An 18,357-nucleotide genomic window follows, 5' to 3' on the forward strand; every position below is an offset into this window, starting at 1 on the left:
CGTGGCTCTCCCGCCTCTCGCCACACCGGAAGCGCTGCAGGACTACCTGCAGTTGTCCGTGCCGCTGGCCCCCGGCCCGGCCAACCTCGCGCTGCGGCTGGCGTCCGCTGCCATCCGCCGGCACACCCGGCAGACCATCAGCTTCGTCGCCGCAGACCCGTTCACGATCATGGGCGGCGAGCGGGTCCTGACGCTGCCGCAGCGACCCGTGGTCGTCGACGGCGACAACCCGCTCACGGTGGTGGAGCTCGTCGACGGCACCGGCCTGGAGATCCCCGCACTGGAGGGGCGGGACTTCCTGCGGTACGGCGCCGAGCTCCACCGGGGCGAGGCCTTTCCCGCGTCCCGGCTGATGGGCTGGCCTCGCCGCCGGCCCACCGGTATCTGGGCCGACCGAGTACGCGGCCTCTACTCGCACGGCTACCAGGAGATCCCTGACGAGCTCGTGGGAATCGCACTGGACCTTGCCGCCGCGTCGATGTCCAACCCGCGCCGGATCCGGTCGGAGTCCGCCGGCGCAGTCAGCGTGACCTACACCGTGGAGACCTTCGGCACCGGTTCCCTCACCTCCGATCACCGGGCAATCCTGCGGGACTTCAAGCGCAACGCCCTGTCGGTGAGGCACTCATGAGCGTCCTGTATGAGCAGTCCGGTGTCATCATCCGGCCAGCCGTCTCCGAGGACCGGTACGGCAACAAGCAGAAGGACTACGGCGACGCGGCCGAACGGATCCCCGTCGACCAGATCAACGTGCAGCCCAGCGGCGGCAGCAGCGAGGACACCAACGACAAGCAGCTCACGGTCACCGGCTGGCTTCTCATCTCCGCGCCCGGCACCATGCCGGACGTTCGCGAGACGGACCGGATCGAGGTCGACGGCCTGGTCCTCGAGGTCACGGGGAAGGCCGGCCCCTGGCCGGTCCCTCACGGCATCCGGCACATCGAGGCCCAGCTCAAGGAAGTGACCTGATGGCCAGCACCAGGTTCCGGTACGTGCCCAACCCCCGGTTCTTCGACGAGATCGCCCGCAGCGGTGAGATGCGCACGCTCCTCCTGGCCAAGGCCCAGCAGGGCGCGAACTTCACGCGGGCCTTCGCGCCCGAGTACTCGGGTCCGACGTACAAGCCGGGCGTCGACCGGCACGGGGAGTACAAGGCACAGATCTACTCGGCCGCGCACCTCAACAGCAATGGGTGGCGTGCCGAGTTCGGGGCCGCTGCGCCGTGGTCGCTGCAGGTGGAGTTCGGCACGGGCCGCCACGACGACCGGGCCCGTGACAGCCGGGGTCGCTACCGGTCCGCGCGGGCCCGTCCGCAGGGCGGCTACTCGCCCAAGTACCGGCCGTTGGGCCGCGCCCTCGATTCGCTAAGGAGCACCAGCTGATGCACCGCGTCACCCTCGCCCACTGGCATGGCGGCCGCGCGCCCGGCACGGAGATCGACGTCGACGACGACGAGCTCCGGCAGCTGACGCGCGACGGACGTGTCTCCACCGTCACTGCCGTGGTCACCGTCGAAAGCCAAGAGACCGCAGCCACAGACGTTCCCGGCGCCGACCACGCCGGAGCGGAACCACCGGCCGCCGGCGCCGCAGAGGCTGAGCCTGCCAAGGCCCCGCCGAAGTCCAGCAGACGGCGATGACCACCCCGCTGTTCGTCTTCCCTGATGCCGAGGCCGTCGCCGTCACCGTGCTCCGTGCCGGCCTCGCGGCGGGCACCACCGTCGGTACCGAATGGCCGCCGGATCTGCTGACCGAGGTGAAGACCGGCGTCGTGTCCGTGACCCGCGGCGGCGGCGCCGTCGTGCAGCGGGGCGTCCTCGAGGACGTCACCCTCGACATCGACGTCCTGGCCGCTACCAAGGCCCAGGCCCACGATCTCGCGCAGCTCGTGCGCGCTCATCTCCGAGCGGCGGAGGGCACCTCGGCCGGCGGCGCGCAGATCTACTCGGTCGCCGACACCTCCTTGATCTGGCTGCCCCATCAGCCCGATGCGGAGACCACCCCGATCCCCCGGTACGTGCTGGTGATGCAGATGCGTCTGCGCGCGCAGCTTTCCTGACCCTCTGTCCTTCCCGTTCCCGTACCCGTCGGCCGCTGGTCGCGCGGGTCCTTCGCATGCCTGGAGGCATCCCGTGTCCAACGATGCAGACAACGTGAGGGTCGCGCTCAACGGCTCGATCTACCTGGCCCCAGTGGGCACCACCGGCCCGGCCGACCTGACCGCCGCCTGGGGTGCGGCGTGGGTCGACCTCGGCTTCCTGTCCGACGACGGCGTCAGCATGGAGTACTCGACGGACGTCGAGGACATCAACGCCTGGCAGTCCCTCAGCCCGGTGCGGCGCGTGCTCACATCGGTGGACATGACGCTCGGGTTCACCGCCCTCGAGCTCAAGTCCGCCACGGTCACCGCGTACTTCCCCGGCTCGACGATCACCGAGGTCACCCCGGGAACCGTGTACCGCCTGGACATCCCGGCCGCGCCCGGCCCCGACGAGCGGGCCATCGGCCTGGAGTGGATCGACGGCGACATCAAGAACCGTCTCGTCATCCCGCGCGGTGAGATCACCGACCGCGGCGCGATCAGCCTCGGCCGCTCCAACCCCGTCGGCCTGGAGATGACCGTCTCCGCCTACGCCTCCTCCGCGCCGGAGCTCGCGACGTGGCTGTCCAACGACCCGGCCTGGGCCCTCGCCGCCTAGGCCCGCTGACTCCCCGGCAGGCGTGCGATGCGGGTCGCGCCTGCCGGGGGCTCCAACCCGCTGCACCCGCCCCCTTGTTGAGGAGTACCGATCATGAGCACCACCGCCACCAAGAAGAAGACCCTGGGCACGGAACGCGTCTCCCTCGACGCGCTCGCACAGCAGAAGCGCGACGCCCTGCCCGAACCCACCGACTACGAACTCTTCGGTGTGGAGTTCACCCTGCCCCCGATGGGGGCGCTGCCGTGGGAACTCCAGGAGAAGGTCGGCGACCTCAACGACACCATCGGCGTCCTCGCCGAGACCCTGGGCGAAGCCAAGGTCAAGGAGATGCACAAGGCGGGCTATCAGCTCAGTGACCTTGAGGTCATCGCCCTCGACTGGCAGAAGCGGTCCGGGCTGCAGCCGGGGGAATCCAGGGCCTCCTCCGATTCCTGACGGAGCACGGGGAGGCCGTCGCCTGGGACATCCCGCACTACTGGCCGGGCCGCTCCCTGGGCGAGCTCTTCCGGGGCGAGATGTCCTGGCACGAGCTGAAGGTGTTCATCCGGCACGTGCCGTGGGATTCGGCGACCGCCCGGTCCGTGCGCGGCTCCTCGCCTGAAGAGGACTACTGGACGCCGGACCGGCAGCTGTCGGCCTCGATCGTCGACGCCCTCCGGGAGAACACCTACGTGCAGATCAAGCTGCACGGCGACCCGAAGAAGACCCGGCGCATGAAACCCCCTGAGCCGATCAAGCGGCCGGGCATCGAGCAGCGCCGCAACTCCAAGGTGATCCGCTTCGGCGGCCGTCACGGCAGTGGCGCCGCCGAGCTGGCTCGGGTCTTCGGAGGCCGCGCCGCCAACCACTGACAGGGGGTGGGCGGTGGCTGCCGGAGGTGTGCTGGTCGGTCGCGGATACGTCAGCATCCGGCCCGAGTTCGAGGGCGACTGGTCCCGGTCGGTCAACTCCCGTGCATCGAACGCGGGCCGCTCCGGTGCCAGTGCCTTCGGCAAGGCGTTCGGCGCCGGCCTCAAGGGGATCGGCGCCCTGGCCGGTGTCGCCATCGGCGCCAACCTGTCGAGTGTCGCGGCCGGCGCGGCGGTACTCGCCCCGGCCCTGACCACGGCGGGGGCGGCGGCCGGTGCTCTCAAGCTCGGGCTGTCCGGGGTGGGGGATGCGTTCAAGGCAGCGTTCGCCGACAGCTCCGCGCAGGCCTCGGCCGCTGCTTCCGCGACCAAGGCCGTGGAGGCAGCGCAGCGCGGCCTCGCCAACGCACAGCGGGCCCTGGCCGACGCCCAAGTCCAGGCCGCGCAGCGGGTCAAGGACGCACAGGAGCAGGTCGCCGACGCCGAACGCGACCTGGCCGACGCCCAGCGTGAGGCCCGCGAGGTCCAGGCCGAGCTGAACGACGCGCGCCAGGAGGCGACGCGAGCGCTCGAGGACATGAACCAGCGGCTCGCCGAGTCCCGCCTCGACGAGAAGGACGCGGTCCGGGAGCTGGCCGAGGCCGAGGAGAAGCTCAAGGCCGCCCAGTCCAAGCCGGGCACCCGGCCCGAGGACCTCGAGGAACTCGAGATCGCCCGTGACCGGGCGAAGCTCAACCTGCAGGAGCAGCAGCGCGAGACCAAGCGTCTCGAACAAGACACGGCGAAGGCGAACAAGGCCGGCGTCGAAGGCTCGGATCAGGTCGTCGCTGCGAAGCGGCGGATCTCGGATGCCAACCGGGACGTCGCCGACAAGGAACACGCGCTCGCCGAGGCGCAGGCCGGGGTCGACGAGGCGCGTGCCGAGGGCCAGCGGCAGATCGAAGACGCGCAGCGGGCCGTAGCGGACGCCGCGCGGGCGGTGGCCGACGCGCAGGCCGCAGCTGCCGGGCAGGCCTCCGCGTTCGACAAGGCCATGGCGAAGCTCGCCCCGAACGCAAGGTCGTTCGTGGGCGCGGTGCAGGGCCTGGCGCCCGCCTGGCGTGCGATGAAACTCGACGTCCAACAGCGGCTGTTCGAGGGCCTGGACACCACCGTCACCGAGCTGGGCCGGGCCACGATCCCTGTCCTGCAGCGGCAGCTCACCGCGACCGCCGGGGTGTGGAACGAGATCGCGAAGTCCTCGGCCAGCGCCATCACCGAGATGGCGAAGTCGGGGCTGTTGGACAAGGTCCTCGCCGGGGCCACCGACAACCTGGCCGCGATCAGGGAGGTGCCGGGTCAGTTCCTGACCATGCTCGGCCAGTTGTCCGTGGCCGCGCAGCCTGCGTTCAACGGGCTGCTGCAGCAGTTCGCCGGCGCCGTCACCCACTTCACCGACGGCATCGCCGCGGGCTTCGAGTCCGGGACTCTCGAGCAGTCCATCAACACCGCGTTCGGAATCCTCTCCTCGTTCGGGACGCTCCTCGCGAACGTCCTCGGCACCGTCAACCAGATCTTCAAGGCCGCCAGCGGTGCGGGCGGCGAGATCGTCGGGACGCTCGGCGCGGTCTTCGGGGAGCTGCGGAAGATCCTCGCCACCGACGAGATGCAGGCGCAGATGCGCTCGCTGTTCGCGTCGATCGCGCAGATCGTCACGGCGATCGTCCCGGTCATCGGGGCGGTCGTGCAGGCCGTAGTGCCGCTGCTCGCGGCGATTGCCGAGCCGATCGCAGCGATCGCCACGGTGCTGGGTCCGGTGCTGCAGCAGCTGGCCTCCGTCCTCGGGGCTGCGCTGCTGCCGATCGTGCAGGCCCTCGGTCCGGTCCTGGTCACCATCGGCACGGCGATCGTGCAGCTGGTCCAGGCGGTGATGCCGCTGCTGCAGCCCATCGCCGACCTGATCACCGCCGTCATCACTGCGCTCGCTCCGGCGCTGACGCCGATCGTCAACGTCGTCACCGGCCTGGTCGCCGTTCTGATCGGGCCGCTGACACAGATCGTGCAAGTCCTCACCCCGGTCCTGCAGATCCTCGGCGACGTCGTCACTCAGGTCTTCCAGGCCCTGGAGCCGATGCTCGCCCCGCTGATCTCGCTGATCGGCGAGGCCGCGCAGCTGATCGCGGACGTGTTCGCGGTGGCGCTCGGCCAGCTCATGACGATCCTGACCCCGCTGATCGAGGTCGGGGTCCAGCTCGTCGAGACCGTGTTCGCCGCGCTGGAGCCGCTGCTGCCGGTGATCGGTGAGGCGCTCGAGGCGGTGGGCGGCGCGCTGCTGACGATGCTGCCGGCGTTCACCGGGGTCGCCGACGCGGCAGTCACTCTCGTCGAGGGCCTGGCGCCGCTCATCCCGGTCGGCGTGGAGCTGGTCACTGCTGTGCTCGACGCCCTGGTGCCGGTTCTGCCGACGGTGGCGGATGCGTTCGTGGCGATCTCGGCCGCGCTGCTGGCGATCGTGCAGCCGCTCGCCGAAGTGGCAGCCTCTCTCGCCGAGCAGCTCGCGCCGATCATCGGCGACCTCGCCCCGATCCTGGGGGACTTCGTCGGACTGCTGGCCGGAACGCTGGCTCAGATCCTGCCGCCGCTCACCGGTGCGTTCCTCACCCTGGCTTCGGCGTTCGGGCCGCTGCTGCCTGTGGTCGGCGAGCTGCTCGGCATGGTCCTGGAGATGGCGGGCGGCATCCTCGTCCAGCTGATGCCGTCGATCCTGCAGCTGGTGCAGGCCGGGGTCCAACTCGCGCTGGCCCTGCTGCCGATCGTGCCGCCGCTGGCGGAGCTCGTCGGCCTGGTCGTCACCCTCGCCGTCAACGTCCTGTCCTTGCTGCTGCCGCCGCTGCTGCAGCTCGCCGGGTTCCTGGTCGGCGCGTTCGCGACCGCGGTGTCCACGGCGGTCGGCTGGGTGTCCGCGATCGTCACCGCGATCGCAGGCCTGGTCACCTGGGTCACGACCCATCTGGGGCCAGCGTTCCAGTGGCTCAACGACAAGGTGATCCAGCCGGTTTGGAAGTCGATCCAGGAAGCCATCCGGATCGCCTGGCAGCAGGGCATCCAGCCCGTGTTCCGGTTCATCCGGGACGGCGTGACCGGCGTCGGCACGGCGATGCGCAACGCCCGGGACAAGGTGATCAAGCCGGTCTGGAGCGCGATCACCGGCGTCATCTCCGGCGCCTGGGACAAGGGCATCCGGCCCGTGTTCGACACGCTGAAGTCCGCGGTGGGCAAGGTGTCGACGGCCTTCGACGACGCACGCAAAGCGATCAAGACGGCGTGGGACAAGCTCGAGGGCATCGCGAAGAAGCCCGTCTCCTTCGTGATCAACACCGTGTACAACTCGGGAATCGTCGCGGTCTGGAACAAGATCGCCTCCGCGTTCGGTGCGCCCAAGCTGAAGGAGTTCCACCCCAAGGGATTCGCGACCGGCGGCATCCTGCCCGGCTACACGCCGGGCAAGGACGTCCACCGGTTCGTCTCGCCGACCGGCGGCATGCTCGACCTGTCCGGCGGCGAGTCGATCATGCGGCCGGAGTTCACCCGCGGCGTGGGCCGCCAGTTCGTCGACTACTTCAACCGCGTCGCCCGCTCCTCCGGCGCAGCCGGTGTCCGGCGTGCTCTCGCGCCGGTGCTGGGCGGCAACCCCCGTACACCGACCGACCGTTCACTGCGCTACGCCCACGGCGGGATCTACCCGTACCAGGCGTACAAGGACGGCGGGATCTTCGGCTGGATCGGGGACGCCGCATCCACCGTGGCCGGCGCCGGATCCGCGGTCTGGAACAAGGTGAAGGAGGGCGCCAGCTGGCTGGCCGACACCCTCGAGGCGTCGGCCCGGGCCGGGGTCAACGCGGTCGTCGACCCGATCCTCAAGTCCTTCCCCGGGATGGACACCTCGATCGGGAAGATGATCCGCCGCATCCCCGACCGGATCCTCGACGCGCTGTTCGGCTACTCCGAGAACGCGGACAAGAAGGGTGCGGGCGGGGTCGGCGGTCCGCGGATCCAGGCCGGCCTCAAGTGGGCGCGCACCCAGGACGGGCTCCCGTACCAGTGGGGCGGCAACGGCAACCCCAGCTGGGACTGTTCGGGTCTGGTGTCCGCGATCGAGTCTGTGGTCCGCGGGGAGAAGCCGCACCGCCGGTGGGCGACCGGGGCGTTCCACGGGAAGACGGCGCCGCCTGGCTGGGTCCTGCATGGCGACTCCGCGTACCGGATCGGGATCACCAACAGCGGGGTTGGCCACACCGCGGGGACGATCGGCGGCGTCAACGTCGAGTCGCGCGGCGGCGACGGCGTGGTCATCGGCAAGGGAGCCCGCGGCTACCGCGACAAGCTCTTCACCGACTGGTACGGGTTCCAGCCCGGCAAGTACGACTCGGGCGGCTGGCTACAACCGGGCTGGAACTTCAACGGGTTCCGCGACCCCGAGCCCGTCCTCACCCGCCAGCAGCTGCGCACCCTCGAGGGCGCGGCCGCGGTCGGTGTCGCGGCCGGGCAGGGCGGCTCGGTCACGTACGAGATCAACGCCCGCACGGCGGACTTCACGGTGGCCGACCTCGAGCGCGTCCAGCGCGTCCAGGAGGCCCGAGCCAGGGTGGGGAGGCCGCGATAGATGCCGCTGTTTACCGCACCCTTCGTCACCCCGCCCGACACCGAACCGCCCGGCGGGACACCGGTCCCGCTGCCGCAGATCGGATACGCCACCGCCTCGTACACCGACCCCTCAGGGAGGGTGTGGCCGCTGACCGACTGGGACGCCGGCTGGTTCACGCTCGCCGAAGGCGTCTCCGGGCTCGGCGCCGTGAAGTACGACCTCACCTCGGATGCTCAACCTCGCGGCGGGGCCCGGCTGCGGCACGCCCAAGCGCAGCCGCGGACGATCGTGTGGCCCCTGTTCATACAGGGCGCCACGCACATGGAGCTCACCGAGCGGTGGCGGGCCCTGGCGAGCGCCTTCACGCGCACCCTCCGGGAGGGCGAGGGGCCTGGCGTGCTGGAGATCGCCCGGCCGGACGGCACCCGCCGCCGGATCAACGTGTTCTACCAGGACGGGTTCGAGGGCCAGGACAAGCAGGGTTGGGGCAGGGACGCGGACAGTGCCGTGCTGTCTCTGTGGTGCGAGGACCCGTACTGGACGGACCCCGTCTCGCTGACGGTGCACCGCCAGGCCGACACGACGACGTCGTTCTTCACCCCGTTCCCAACGGTGTCGAGCAGCCAGGTCCTGGGGGCGACCACGGTCACCAACCCCGGTGACACGGTGGTGTGGCCGACGTGGGTGGTCACAGGCCCGGCCTCGCTGATCACGTTCACGCACGCCGGGACGGGCGAGTCCTTCTCCCTGAATCCGAGCGCGGCCGCGGTCGGGCACGGCAACTTGCTTGCGGGCGAGCAGGTCACCATCCGCACCGACCCGCCGCAGGTCCGCTACCAGAACGGCGACAACTGGGTCGGCGGTCTGAACTGGCCGGCCACCTCCCTGTGGGGGCTTGCCCCCGGAGCCAACCCGGTGACCTTCGCGCTGTCCGGATCCGGACCCGGCAGCGCCGTGGACCTCGTGTTCAACCCCCGCTACGAGACGGCCTGATGCGATGGCCATCACCCTGCTGATCACCGACGAGAACCTGACCGTCCAGGGCGACCCACTCAGCGGCTGGTCCAACCTCGACGTGACGATCAAGTTCAACGAGCCCGCCAGCGGCTCCGTGTCGCTGCCCGCCTACCCCGAGGTCATGGAGCAACTGCAGCCGGGCAACCGCCTGGTCGTCATCCGTGACCAGTCCATCTGGTGCGCGGGGCCGATGGAGCAGCCGACCGACTACAGCTGGTCCGTCGACAGCGCGCGTGGCGTCGGCGAAGTCACCGTCAACTTCAGCGACGACCTCGCCACCATCGCCGGACACATCACCTGGCCCGAGCCCGCCCTGACCTGGGCAGGCCAGCACGGCGACACCTGGCGCACGTTCACCGCCACCAACTCCGAGACCCTGATCCGCGCGTTGGTCAACGAGAACTGCGGGCCCGGCGCGATCACCGCCCGCCGCATCCCGAACCTGGTCCTCGACACCGCGGTGGGCGCCGGCACCAACACCGCGCTGTCCACCCGGTTCGAGCCGGTGCTTGAGGCGTGCCGCCGCGCGGCGTCCGCCGGAGGTTCGATCGGGTTTCGTGCCCGGCAGGACGGCAGCCAGATCAAGTTCGGCTGCTACACCCCAGCCGACAAGACAGCCACCGCCCGCTTCAGTGTCGGCCTGGGGAACCTGCGCGGCGTGCAGTACTCGCAGTCCGCGCCGACCTCGACGCACGCCCTGGTCGCCGGGACCGAGACAGCAGGCAGCAGCGTCCGCACATACGTCGAAGTCGCCAACACGGCGGCGGCCGCCACCTGGTGGCGGGTGGAGAAGTACCTCGACGGCGGCGCCGAGGACGACACCACCGGTGAGCTCACCGCGGCCGGCACCAGCGAGATCGCCGAGGGCGCCGCACCCGTCACCCTCGCCACCGTCACGGTCGACACCGAGGACCTGCAAGCCGGCCGCGACTACCAGCTCGGCGACCGCGTAACGATCGCTCTGCCGCACGGCCTTCAAGTCACCGACGTCGTCCGGGCCATTCACCTGCAGGCCACCCCGGACGACGGCGAGCAGGTCGCCTCCGTCGTCGGATCGCAGGACGCCACCACAGACCCGCAGACGGTGCGGCTGATCCGCACGCTGAGCCGACGGCTCGGCCGACTCGAAACGAGGTGAACGCCGGTGGCGCAGGACTCATGGCCTTCCCCGAGCCATAACACCAGGGCCGTCACGGACTTGGAATTCGAGAAGATCGCCGCCAGGTTCAGCGACGACGGCGTGTACGGCGTGCCCGCCGACACGCAGGTCGTCTCCGCAGGCAGCGGCCTCAACGTGAACATCCGCTCCGACGTGTACGCCTCGGTCCGCGGACACGCCTGGTACTCCGGCACCTCGACGGTGACCCTGGCAGTCGGAGCCAACGCGAGCGGATCGACCCGCGTCGACCGGGTCGTCGCGCGCCTGGACCGCTCCGCCTGGACGGTGCGCGCCGTGGTGAAGGCCGGCACTCCCGGCGCCGGTGCCCCGGCGTTGACCCAGCAGACCGGCGACACCGGCGTCTACGAGATCAGCCTCGCCCTGGTCACCGTCCTCAACGGGGCCTCCGCCGTCAGCGTCACGCGCGCCGAGCTGTACGCCGGCGCCCGCCTGCGGCCGGCCACCTCCTCCACCCGCAACCCGAGCCCGATGCTGGGCGAGCTCTGCCTCGAGATGGACACCGGCAGGGTGCGGGTATGGAACGGCACGGCATGGATCATCGTCTACAGCGACTCCGGTGTCGTCGGTCTCAACGCCCCCTACTCCGCCTGGACCAACGAGGTTGAGTCCGTCCTGCAGGAACGCAGCGGCACCGTGCACCTACGGCTTGGCGCGTTCCAGCGGGCGGGCGGCACGCTCGCCGACACCATCGAGTCCCGCCTGCCGGTGATCATCCCTGCCGCATACCGGCACCCCGCCCGTGACCAGTACTGCCTGGCCTACCTCACCGGCGCGAACATCGGACGGATCATCATCTACTCGAACGCCAACGACACCCGGGCCGGGCAGGTGTGGCTGACGAACAAGCCGACGATCAGCACCGGCCACAACGTCCTGCCCGCATCCGGAGTCAGCTGGGTGGTGGACTGACATGGCGCGCGAACAATTCGGAGCCACCCTCGCCGACTACATCGTCCGCCCCACCGACGGTCTGTGGGGTGTCGCCGCCGCGACCACGGTCACCTTCTGGGACGCCGCCACCGAGGGCACGCAGTACACCGACCTGCTCACCCTGGGCGGATCCCCGATCACGAGCGTGGTCACCGACGAGTACGGGTTCATCGGAAGGTTCCAGGGACCGGACTCCGTCACCGGAATGTGGGCGGACAGCGGCGGCACCTCGCGCGCCTGGATCGAAGCCCGCGGCACAGGCTCGGGCGGCGGAGGCAGCCAGGCCTACACCAAGTTGATCCACGTCGTGGCGTCGGCGACCGCCCCAGCAGACGTGCGCGCCGCAGCCACATACCTGTGCGACGGCACCGCCGACCAAGTGCAGATCCAGCAAGCCATCGACGACGCCCAGGACGAGGGCGGCGGCATCGTCCAGCTCTCCGTCGGCAACTTCAACCTCACCGCACCGGTGCAGATCAACGGCACCGCCAACGTGGACGATCCACTGACAGTAATCCTGCGGGGCTGCGGGAAGAACGCCACCACCCTCGTCCCCGCCTCGGGGCAGAACGGCATCCTGATCTCCAACTGGGCGCAGTTCCACCTCGAGGACCTGGGCATCGTCATCCAGGGCAGCAGCAACGGCATCGTGTCGACGGCGGTCACCACGACCACCACGCTGTCGTTCTGGGACTCGTCGATGCGGAACATCCGCATCAGCGGCTCGTACACGCCCACCAACACCGGCTGGGCCATGGACATGGCCATGCCCTGGCGCAGCACCTTCGACAACATCGAGATCCAGGGCACTCGCAACGGCATCCGCATCACCAACAACTCGACGAACCAGAACGCCGGCGACTGCACCTTCAACCGGTTCTTCGTCGAGATCGTCGGCACCGGCGGCTACGCCCTGTACATCGACTCCATCGACGGCAACATGAACCAGAACAACTGGATCATGTTCGAGGCGGGCGCCAACTCCACCGGCTGCACCGGCATCTACCTCGGCGGCGCGGTCGGCACCGCCAGCCAGCGCTTCTACGGTCTGAACCTGGAGCAGTTCCAGACCGGCATCAACGTCGCCAACGGCGAGTCCAACGAGTTCTACTGCAACTACGTCACAGGGGACACGGGCGACGCGGCGAACCGGATGTTCGTCTGCGGCAGCAACAGCTACAACAACCTGTTCCAGGCGAAGTGGGTGAACGTCGCTTCCAGCGGCACGCTGGCGATCATCGAGGACAACAACACCACCTCGAACACGCCGAACATTTTCGAGCGCATCCGGATCGAGAACAACACCGGCGGCACCGTCACGTACACCAAGCAGAACAACACGGTGCTGCGGGACATCACGACCTTCAACACCGGGAACCCGCTACCGGCCGGGCTGCTGCAGTACCCGCTCACCACGGTCAACAACCCTGCGTTCCGGGCCGACGACTACGGCCTGATCACCTGGACCGACCCACCGACCGCGCTCTCCGGCAGCGGCTTCAGCCTCGTAGCCGGGCAGGTCTACCTGTCGAAGCTGAAGATCGTCAACCGGTCGACTGTCGTCAGCAACATCAAATACCTCGTCACCGCAGCCCAGGCCGGCGGTACCAGCGGGCAGAACTTCGTCGGCCTCTACAGCAGCTCCGGCACTCTCCTGGCCTCCAGCGCGGACCAGACCACCAACTTCTCCACCACAGGCGAGAAGACCGCGGCAATCACCGCGCAGACCCTCGCCGTCGGCAGCTACTACGTCGCGTGGCTCGCCAACCACACCACCACTGCGCCCTCTGTTGCTGGCGGCGGCGGCAACTCCGCCCTCAACAACTTCGGACTCACTGCGGCAACCGGCCGTTTCCTCAACACCGGTGCGGGCAATACCGCGCTGCCGGCCTCGATCACCCTGGCCAGCCAGGGCCTCAACTCCGCGAGCCGCTGGGCCGCACTCACCTGACCTCGCCATCTCACCGCGCCCCGAGCCGTCGGCCGGGGCATCTCTTTTGCCCCGGAGGATCGATGTCTCCCAAGCCAACCATCGGCCGGATCGTCATCTACCGCGCCAGGACGCGGGGCTACCCGCTGCCCGCCGTCGTGACCGCGACGCGCGACACCTTGGACCCGATCGGCCTCGAGCTCGGCGACGTGCCACCGCTCGACGACGACACCACCGTGCACCTGCACGTCTTGACCCCGGGGGCGAAGGGCTCGTACACCGAGCACGCGATCCCCCAGGGCGACGGCCCGGGCACCTGGTCGTGGCCGGAGCGTGCGTGATGGCACCGCCCCTGAGTGCTGCCACCTTCATCGACGCGCTGCGGGCCGAGGGCCTGGACGTTGTCGAGGTCGGCGACTGGGCCGACCACAACCGCAACCACAAGGGGCCGTGGGGTCCGGTGCACGGCGTGATGATCCATCACACCGTCACCCGGGGCAGCGCCGCCACCGTGGCCCTGTGCCGCGACGGACGGACCGGCCTGCCCGGGCCGCTGTGCCACGGCGTCATCACTAAGGACGGCCGTGTCCACCTGGTCGGCTACGGCCGCGCCAACCACGCGGGCCTGGGCGACGGCGACGTCCTCCAGGCGGTCATCGCCGAGCGCGGCCTGCCGGTTGACAACGAGGCCAGCACCGACGGCAACCGCTACTTCTACGGCTTCGAGTGCGAGAACCTCGGCGACGGCCAAGACCCCTGGCCCGCAGCCCAGTTGCTCGCCATCGAGAGGGTGGCGGCCGCGATCTGCCGACGCCACGGCTGGAGCGAGCGGAGCGTCATCGGTCACCTGGAGTGGCAGCCGGGGAAGGTAGACCCGCGCGGCTTCACCATGGCGTCGATGCGGGAGCGCATCGCGAAGCGCCTCGGGATCAAGCCGCAGACCACACCGCTGCCGACACCGTCCAAGCCGGTCGTCGACCTGTCCCAGCTGGCCGCCGCGGCGCGATCGAACCCGAAGGCCAAGGGCCGCCCGGTCACGTACGCCGGGACGCGGATCGTCGAGGCCGCGCTCGTTGACGCTGGACTGCTCGCCAAGGTCCGACTCGACGGCCACTTCGGAGAGGACACCGTCACGGCCTACGCCAAGTGGCAGCGCTCGAAGGCCGGCGGCAGCTTCACCGGCGACGCCGCCGACGGCATCCCCGGCAAGACATCGCTGGTCAACCTCGGCCGGCGGTACGGCTTCGACGTGAAGGAGTAACTCATGGACAGCAAGTTCCTGCTGGACCTCGGTGAGCGCGCAGGCTGGACCGGTGCTGAGGCCGCGCTCGGCCTGGCCGTCGTCGAGCTCGGCGAGCTGCCGGTGTGGTGGGCCGCGCCGGTCGCGCTGGTGGCGGCATCGGCGAAGGCGTGGGTAGCCAGACGTCTCGGTCGGAAGGGCACGGCGTCCACGCTGCCCGCGCGCAAGGATCCCGCCTCCGGGGCGATCGCGTGACAGTACCGGAAGCGTCCGTTGCCGTGGAGTTGGAGCGCCTCCGCGGTACGGTCGCGACCGGTTTCGCCGAGGTCAAGGGCTCGCTGGCGGTCCTCGTCGAGCGATCGACACGCACCGAGCGAGACGTGGCGCAGCTCCGCGAAGACACCGACAAGGAACTCACGGAGCTCCGCACGGAAGTCGAGGCGTTGAAGCGGAACCGCTGGCCCCTGGCCGCAGTCGGCGCGCTGACCGGCGTGGCGGGCGCCGCGACCGGCGTCATCTCACTCCTCGCACGCTGAAACGGTTTGCCCCCTCTCGCCACTAGGCGAGAGGGGGCCCTTCGTCATGCCCGAGTCAGCGTGGGTTGAGCTCCCGCCGGGCACGAGTGATTACGTTCTGGGCATCGGCTCCGTACACCGCCGACTCGGCGAGCGTGTTCCACACACGCAAGTACGTCGCCACCGAGTCGGAGTCGTCCAGCCACAGCTCCGCGTGCCAGTCCTCGACGACAACGCGACGTTCGTCGTAGATCCAGAAGCCGTTGCCCGGGAAGATCTTGAGCGAAGCGGTAAACGGAATGACGCCCAGTTCGAGCGTGTCCAACCCGATGGCGCTGACGAGGCGGTCCAGTTGGGCGGCCAGGACTGAGGGCGGGCAGACCAGGGCGTGCAGCGCTCCCTCCCACATCATGATCCGGTACTTCCGGCCCGGCTCGTAGAGTCCTGCCTGCCGGCGGATCCTGGCGCGTACCGCCTCCTCGGTGTCGCGAGGGGACTGCATGAGGGCAGCATGGCGGACGAGGACGTGGCGGGCATAGTCCGCGGTCTGGAGCATGCCGGGGACGAGGATGTTCTCCCAGATGGTGAGTACCCGGGTACGGTCGTGCTCTGCGGTGATGGCGTCCTGGACTGGCTGGTGGCCGGAGGCCAGTTGCCGCCGCCACGATCTGATGTGGGATTCGAAGCCGCGCAGTTGGGCGAGCAGACCGCCGTACGCGTCCGGGTGCCCGGTCGCCTCGGCCCAGGCCCGGAGGTCGTCCGCGTCGGCGGTCTGTCGACCGTTCTCCAGCTTGCTGACCTTCGACTTGGTCCAGCCGCCGCCGAGTCGCTCGGCGAGCTGGGCCCCGGTGAGCCGACCATCAGAGCAGGTGATGCGTAGTTCACGGAGGCGTGCCCCGAGGACCTCGCGTGCCTGCTGGTAGTCAGTGCTCACCGGGCCTCGTCAGGTTTCGTCGATCTTGAAGTCTTCGTACGGAGTTGCATAGTGCCAGGCAGCGTCGCGGGCCTGGCAGTACCGGTTCACCACGGCGGGGTCGGTGATGAGTTCCGCGCCGGTCAGGGTGTCGGTCTCGTCGAAGAGGAGCCGGGCCACAAGCCGGGAGTCGAAGAGCCAGAAGTCCTCGTCGGGGAGCACGAGCCGGTTGGCCTCGGCCCGGTCCATGTTGCGGATGTCCTCGCCCACCGCGCAGTTCCTCACTGCGTTGCTGCGCAGGTAGAGCTGGCCGGGGGTGGCCGGGCTGTCGATCAGGCGTACACGCTCGAAGCGTTTCCCCTCGGCCGTCTGTGTCCGGACGTTGCGGGACCAGTCGTCGTCGTAGTCCCACTCGATGGGTTCGCCCGCCCTGAACTGCGCCCACTGTTGCGTCTGTTCGTCGCTGGCGTAGCGGCGCCTGGTCTCCAGCCGCCAGGCGGTGTGTTTGAAGGTGGTGAAGAGTTTCTCGAACTCGTCCTCGGCGTTGATGAGCCGAGGCGTCTCGTCGCGCGGGCCGAAGTCCACGAGGGTGTTGCGTGGAACGACCACCGCTACTTCCCCGGCGTCGAAGTGCTGGAGCCTGGCGAGGTCGGCGGGGTCCGTGAGCTGCGGACCGTGCACGATGACTTCACCTGTGTCGAGGTCCTCGTGCACGCCGGGGCAACCCCCGCCGCCCGAACCCGTGCCGTTGAACTGGAGCCTGCGCATGACGGTTCCCCCTCCGTAGGAGCTGGTGTGTGGGGCCAGCCTCCCCGAGGCCAACGTGACGGACACGCAGTTGAGTTGCCCCGCGCGGGAAACTTCGCGCAACTTCACAGTGCAGTCAAGAAACTTCGAGAAACTCGGGGTGCGTCGAGCAACTCAAGGCTCTTACCGTCCTACCCATGGAGAACATCCGCGAGTCACCCGACGTCGACCCCTTCACGGCCATCGAGTCGTTGCGAGCTGCGCTCGACAGGGCCGGGATCATTCTGCCGTCCCTCGCCGTCGACCCTCAGCTGTCCACTGTGCGGCTGATCGAACTCGGCCGGGTCCGACCGGACGTCGCCATGCGACTCGCGACGGCACTCAATCGCCAGGCTGCGGCGGCGTAGCGATGCACGTGCCGAGCGCACGAGTCATGCATCAAGCGGGCCAGGACTGGCTACTGTCCTGCGCCTCTGACCCCGAGGATGTAGAGCGCGAGTGGGAGCTGGACGAGTTCGCCGAGATACCCAGCGGACCGCACTGGCGCGTCGCCGAGGCGCCCCTCCCTGCAACCATGTCCGCCATCCACCGGGTCGGGCCTGACCGAATCGGCCCCATCCTCGGCGACGTCTACAGCGACACCGCCTGGTGGCTTCTGCCGCCGGACCTAGAAGACGACCTCGGCGACGTGCGCCTGCTGAAGGTGCATCCGGCCGGCTGGCTGCTGCGCTGCCCACCTGTCCTGCGTTCCTTGCGGGGGCGGTGGTGGATCGAGCGGCCGGACGGATCGGGACGTCTGACCAACCCCGCACTCCTCGCCCCGGCCTTCGGATCGGGCGCTGGTTCCCGACTGCCCTCGGAAGGACCACGATGAAGACGACGACCATGTCCGACCCCGTCCACCTGCCGCTGCCCGAAGAGTGGCCCGACCCGAGACCAGGCTGTGAGGTGTGCGACGCGCTCGCCTCCGAGCGGTCCAAGGCAGCAGCGCAGCAGGACTACTCCAAGGTGACGGACTGCAACATCGAGCTCCGCGCCCACAAGCAGCCGCACCACCGTCGGAGGCGGCAGTGAGCGGGACCTCATTTCAGTGGAGGGACGGCGGCAGCGGCGGGCCTGGCCACATGCAGCGCGTCGCGGCGAACGCCACCTACACCAGGACCCAGAGGGCCTATCGCGCTTACATCGAGCACGGCAGCAGCTGCACCGTCTGCGTGGTGGACAGCGAGCAGTGCACCACTGCGGAGAAACTTTGGTCCGTCTATCGGGCGGCAACCACCTAAGAACTCGTTGCCGGTTCGTACGTCGACCGCACCGGCAACGGGATGTGCGGCCGCCCCTGCGTCCCCCGTCGGGGGCGGCCGCTCAGCGGGTCAGCTCGAAGAGCTCGACACCCATGGCGTCGGCGATGCGGATGAGTGTGTCGAGCAGCGGGCTGGAGTGGCCCTGCTCGATCCGGCTGTACGTGGCGATGTCGATGCCAGACCGGCCGCACACGTCCCCCTGAGTGAGGTTGTGCTGCTCGCGTACGCGGCGGATCTGTTCTCCCACCTGGCGGCGGCGAGCGAGGACCCGATCGTCGGGCGGGGTGGGGCGTGGCACACGTCCACGCTGGCGATGGCATGATCAAAAAGGATTAGGGTCCACCCTAAATTGTGTGATCTTGAAGGGGAAGGGGAAGCACCAGCAACACCCCCCTCTCTGACGGCCCT

The 18,357-nt window shown here is 69.4% G+C and carries 23 protein-coding genes; 20 read left to right on the forward strand and 3 right to left on the reverse strand.

The genetic code is table 11. The features are described from left to right. Position 1 precedes the first annotated feature (1 nt). From ABZ928_RS27240 to ABZ928_RS27320, 17 genes are all read left to right on the forward strand, one after another. Positions 2 to 631 carry a hypothetical protein gene (locus ABZ928_RS27240; RefSeq protein WP_361524144.1) on the forward strand — a complete coding sequence of 210 codons (630 nt, stop codon included), beginning with the start codon at positions 2 to 4 and terminating at the stop codon, positions 629 to 631. After that, positions 628 to 969 carry a hypothetical protein gene (locus ABZ928_RS27245; protein WP_361524146.1) on the forward strand — a complete coding sequence of 114 codons (342 nt, stop codon included), beginning with the start codon at positions 628 to 630 and terminating at the stop codon, positions 967 to 969. The genes ABZ928_RS27240 and ABZ928_RS27245 overlap by 4 nt, the downstream gene beginning before the upstream one ends. After that, complete coding sequence (locus ABZ928_RS27250) at positions 969 to 1,382, forward strand: hypothetical protein (protein ID WP_361524148.1); 414 nt, start codon at positions 969 to 971, stop codon at positions 1,380 to 1,382. The genes ABZ928_RS27245 and ABZ928_RS27250 overlap by 1 nt, the downstream gene beginning before the upstream one ends. Continuing rightward, on the forward strand, positions 1,382 to 1,639 hold the full coding sequence (locus ABZ928_RS27255) for a hypothetical protein (RefSeq protein WP_361524151.1): 258 nt from the start codon (positions 1,382 to 1,384) through the stop codon (positions 1,637 to 1,639). Before ABZ928_RS27250 ends, ABZ928_RS27255 begins: the two co-directional genes overlap by 1 nt. Continuing rightward, a complete protein-coding gene (locus tag ABZ928_RS27260) occupies positions 1,636 to 2,058 on the forward strand; it encodes a hypothetical protein (RefSeq protein WP_361524153.1) in 423 nt (140 codons plus the stop codon). The genes ABZ928_RS27255 and ABZ928_RS27260 overlap by 4 nt, the downstream gene beginning before the upstream one ends. A gap of 73 nt (positions 2,059 to 2,131) precedes the next feature. Beyond that, entirely contained in the window at positions 2,132 to 2,698 is a 567-nt protein-coding gene (locus tag ABZ928_RS27265) for a phage tail protein (protein ID WP_361524156.1), read from the forward strand. A gap of 93 nt (positions 2,699 to 2,791) precedes the next feature. Continuing rightward, positions 2,792 to 3,136 carry a hypothetical protein gene (locus ABZ928_RS27270; protein ID WP_361524159.1) on the forward strand — a complete coding sequence of 115 codons (345 nt, stop codon included), beginning with the start codon at positions 2,792 to 2,794 and terminating at the stop codon, positions 3,134 to 3,136. A gap of 80 nt (positions 3,137 to 3,216) precedes the next feature. Further along, entirely contained in the window at positions 3,217 to 3,552 is a 336-nt protein-coding gene (locus tag ABZ928_RS27275) for a hypothetical protein (RefSeq protein ID WP_361524162.1), read from the forward strand. A 13-nt stretch (positions 3,553 to 3,565) separates the two neighbouring features. Further along, a complete protein-coding gene (locus ABZ928_RS27280) occupies positions 3,566 to 8,191 on the forward strand; it encodes a hypothetical protein (RefSeq protein ID WP_361524165.1) in 4,626 nt (1,541 codons plus the stop codon). Then, positions 8,192 to 9,166 carry a phage tail protein gene (locus ABZ928_RS27285; RefSeq protein ID WP_361524168.1) on the forward strand — a complete coding sequence of 325 codons (975 nt, stop codon included), beginning with the start codon at positions 8,192 to 8,194 and terminating at the stop codon, positions 9,164 to 9,166. 4 nt (positions 9,167 to 9,170) lie between these two features. Continuing rightward, positions 9,171 to 10,328, forward strand: a complete 1,158-nt coding sequence (locus ABZ928_RS27290; RefSeq protein WP_361524170.1) for a siphovirus ReqiPepy6 Gp37-like family protein — start codon at positions 9,171 to 9,173, stop codon at positions 10,326 to 10,328. Positions 10,329 to 10,388: 60 nt separating this feature from the next. Beyond that, positions 10,389 to 11,279, forward strand: coding sequence for a hypothetical protein (locus tag ABZ928_RS27295; RefSeq protein ID WP_361524173.1), 891 nt, complete (start codon positions 10,389 to 10,391; stop codon positions 11,277 to 11,279). Position 11,280: 1 nt separating this feature from the next. After that, positions 11,281 to 13,251, forward strand: coding sequence for a hypothetical protein (locus ABZ928_RS27300; protein WP_361524176.1), 1,971 nt, complete (start codon positions 11,281 to 11,283; stop codon positions 13,249 to 13,251). A gap of 62 nt (positions 13,252 to 13,313) precedes the next feature. Then, the gene (locus ABZ928_RS27305; RefSeq protein WP_361524178.1) at positions 13,314 to 13,571 is read left to right on the forward strand and encodes a hypothetical protein; all 258 of its coding nucleotides are present in this window, start codon (positions 13,314 to 13,316) and stop codon (positions 13,569 to 13,571) included. Further along, positions 13,571 to 14,491: an N-acetylmuramoyl-L-alanine amidase gene (locus tag ABZ928_RS27310; RefSeq protein ID WP_361524181.1), complete on the forward strand. Its 921-nt coding sequence runs from the start codon at positions 13,571 to 13,573 to the stop codon at positions 14,489 to 14,491. Before ABZ928_RS27305 ends, ABZ928_RS27310 begins: the two co-directional genes overlap by 1 nt. 3 nt (positions 14,492 to 14,494) lie before the next feature. After that, the gene (locus tag ABZ928_RS27315; RefSeq protein ID WP_361524184.1) at positions 14,495 to 14,725 is read left to right on the forward strand and encodes a hypothetical protein; all 231 of its coding nucleotides are present in this window, start codon (positions 14,495 to 14,497) and stop codon (positions 14,723 to 14,725) included. Further along, entirely contained in the window at positions 14,722 to 15,006 is a 285-nt protein-coding gene (locus tag ABZ928_RS27320) for a hypothetical protein (protein ID WP_361524186.1), read from the forward strand. Before ABZ928_RS27315 ends, ABZ928_RS27320 begins: the two co-directional genes overlap by 4 nt. Positions 15,007 to 15,061: 55 nt before the next feature. Here ABZ928_RS27320 and ABZ928_RS27325 read toward each other — a convergent pair whose 3' ends face one another. Together ABZ928_RS27325 and ABZ928_RS27330 are read right to left on the reverse strand one after the other, a co-directional pair. Next, entirely contained in the window at positions 15,062 to 15,919 is an 858-nt protein-coding gene (locus tag ABZ928_RS27325; RefSeq protein WP_361524189.1) for a helix-turn-helix transcriptional regulator, read from the reverse strand. Between the two features lie 9 nt (positions 15,920 to 15,928). Beyond that, positions 15,929 to 16,666: a DUF6879 family protein gene (locus ABZ928_RS27330; RefSeq protein WP_361524192.1), complete on the reverse strand. Its 738-nt coding sequence runs from the start codon at positions 16,664 to 16,666 to the stop codon at positions 15,929 to 15,931. Between the two features lie 176 nt (positions 16,667 to 16,842). Between ABZ928_RS27330 and ABZ928_RS27335 the strand changes: the two genes are divergently transcribed. The 3 genes from ABZ928_RS27335 to ABZ928_RS27345 are packed head-to-tail and all read left to right on the forward strand — an operon-like array spanning position 16,843 to position 17,719. Then, entirely contained in the window at positions 16,843 to 17,052 is a 210-nt protein-coding gene (locus tag ABZ928_RS27335) for a hypothetical protein (RefSeq protein WP_361524195.1), read from the forward strand. A gap of 26 nt (positions 17,053 to 17,078) precedes the next feature. After that, positions 17,079 to 17,519, forward strand: a complete 441-nt coding sequence (locus ABZ928_RS27340; RefSeq protein ID WP_361524198.1) for a hypothetical protein — start codon at positions 17,079 to 17,081, stop codon at positions 17,517 to 17,519. After that, positions 17,516 to 17,719 carry a hypothetical protein gene (locus ABZ928_RS27345; protein WP_361524201.1) on the forward strand — a complete coding sequence of 68 codons (204 nt, stop codon included), beginning with the start codon at positions 17,516 to 17,518 and terminating at the stop codon, positions 17,717 to 17,719. Before ABZ928_RS27340 ends, ABZ928_RS27345 begins: the two co-directional genes overlap by 4 nt. A 291-nt stretch (positions 17,720 to 18,010) precedes the next feature. Here the strand turns inward: ABZ928_RS27345 and ABZ928_RS27350 are convergent, their stop codons facing one another. Continuing rightward, positions 18,011 to 18,247 (reverse strand): helix-turn-helix transcriptional regulator, encoded by a 237-nt coding sequence (locus tag ABZ928_RS27350; RefSeq protein ID WP_361524204.1) that lies wholly within the window; start codon positions 18,245 to 18,247, stop codon positions 18,011 to 18,013. Positions 18,248 to 18,357 lie beyond the last annotated feature (110 nt).

This window comes from Streptomyces sp. NPDC046909, assembly GCF_040644695.1.
Classification (GTDB): domain Bacteria; phylum Actinomycetota; class Actinomycetes; order Streptomycetales; family Streptomycetaceae; genus Streptomyces.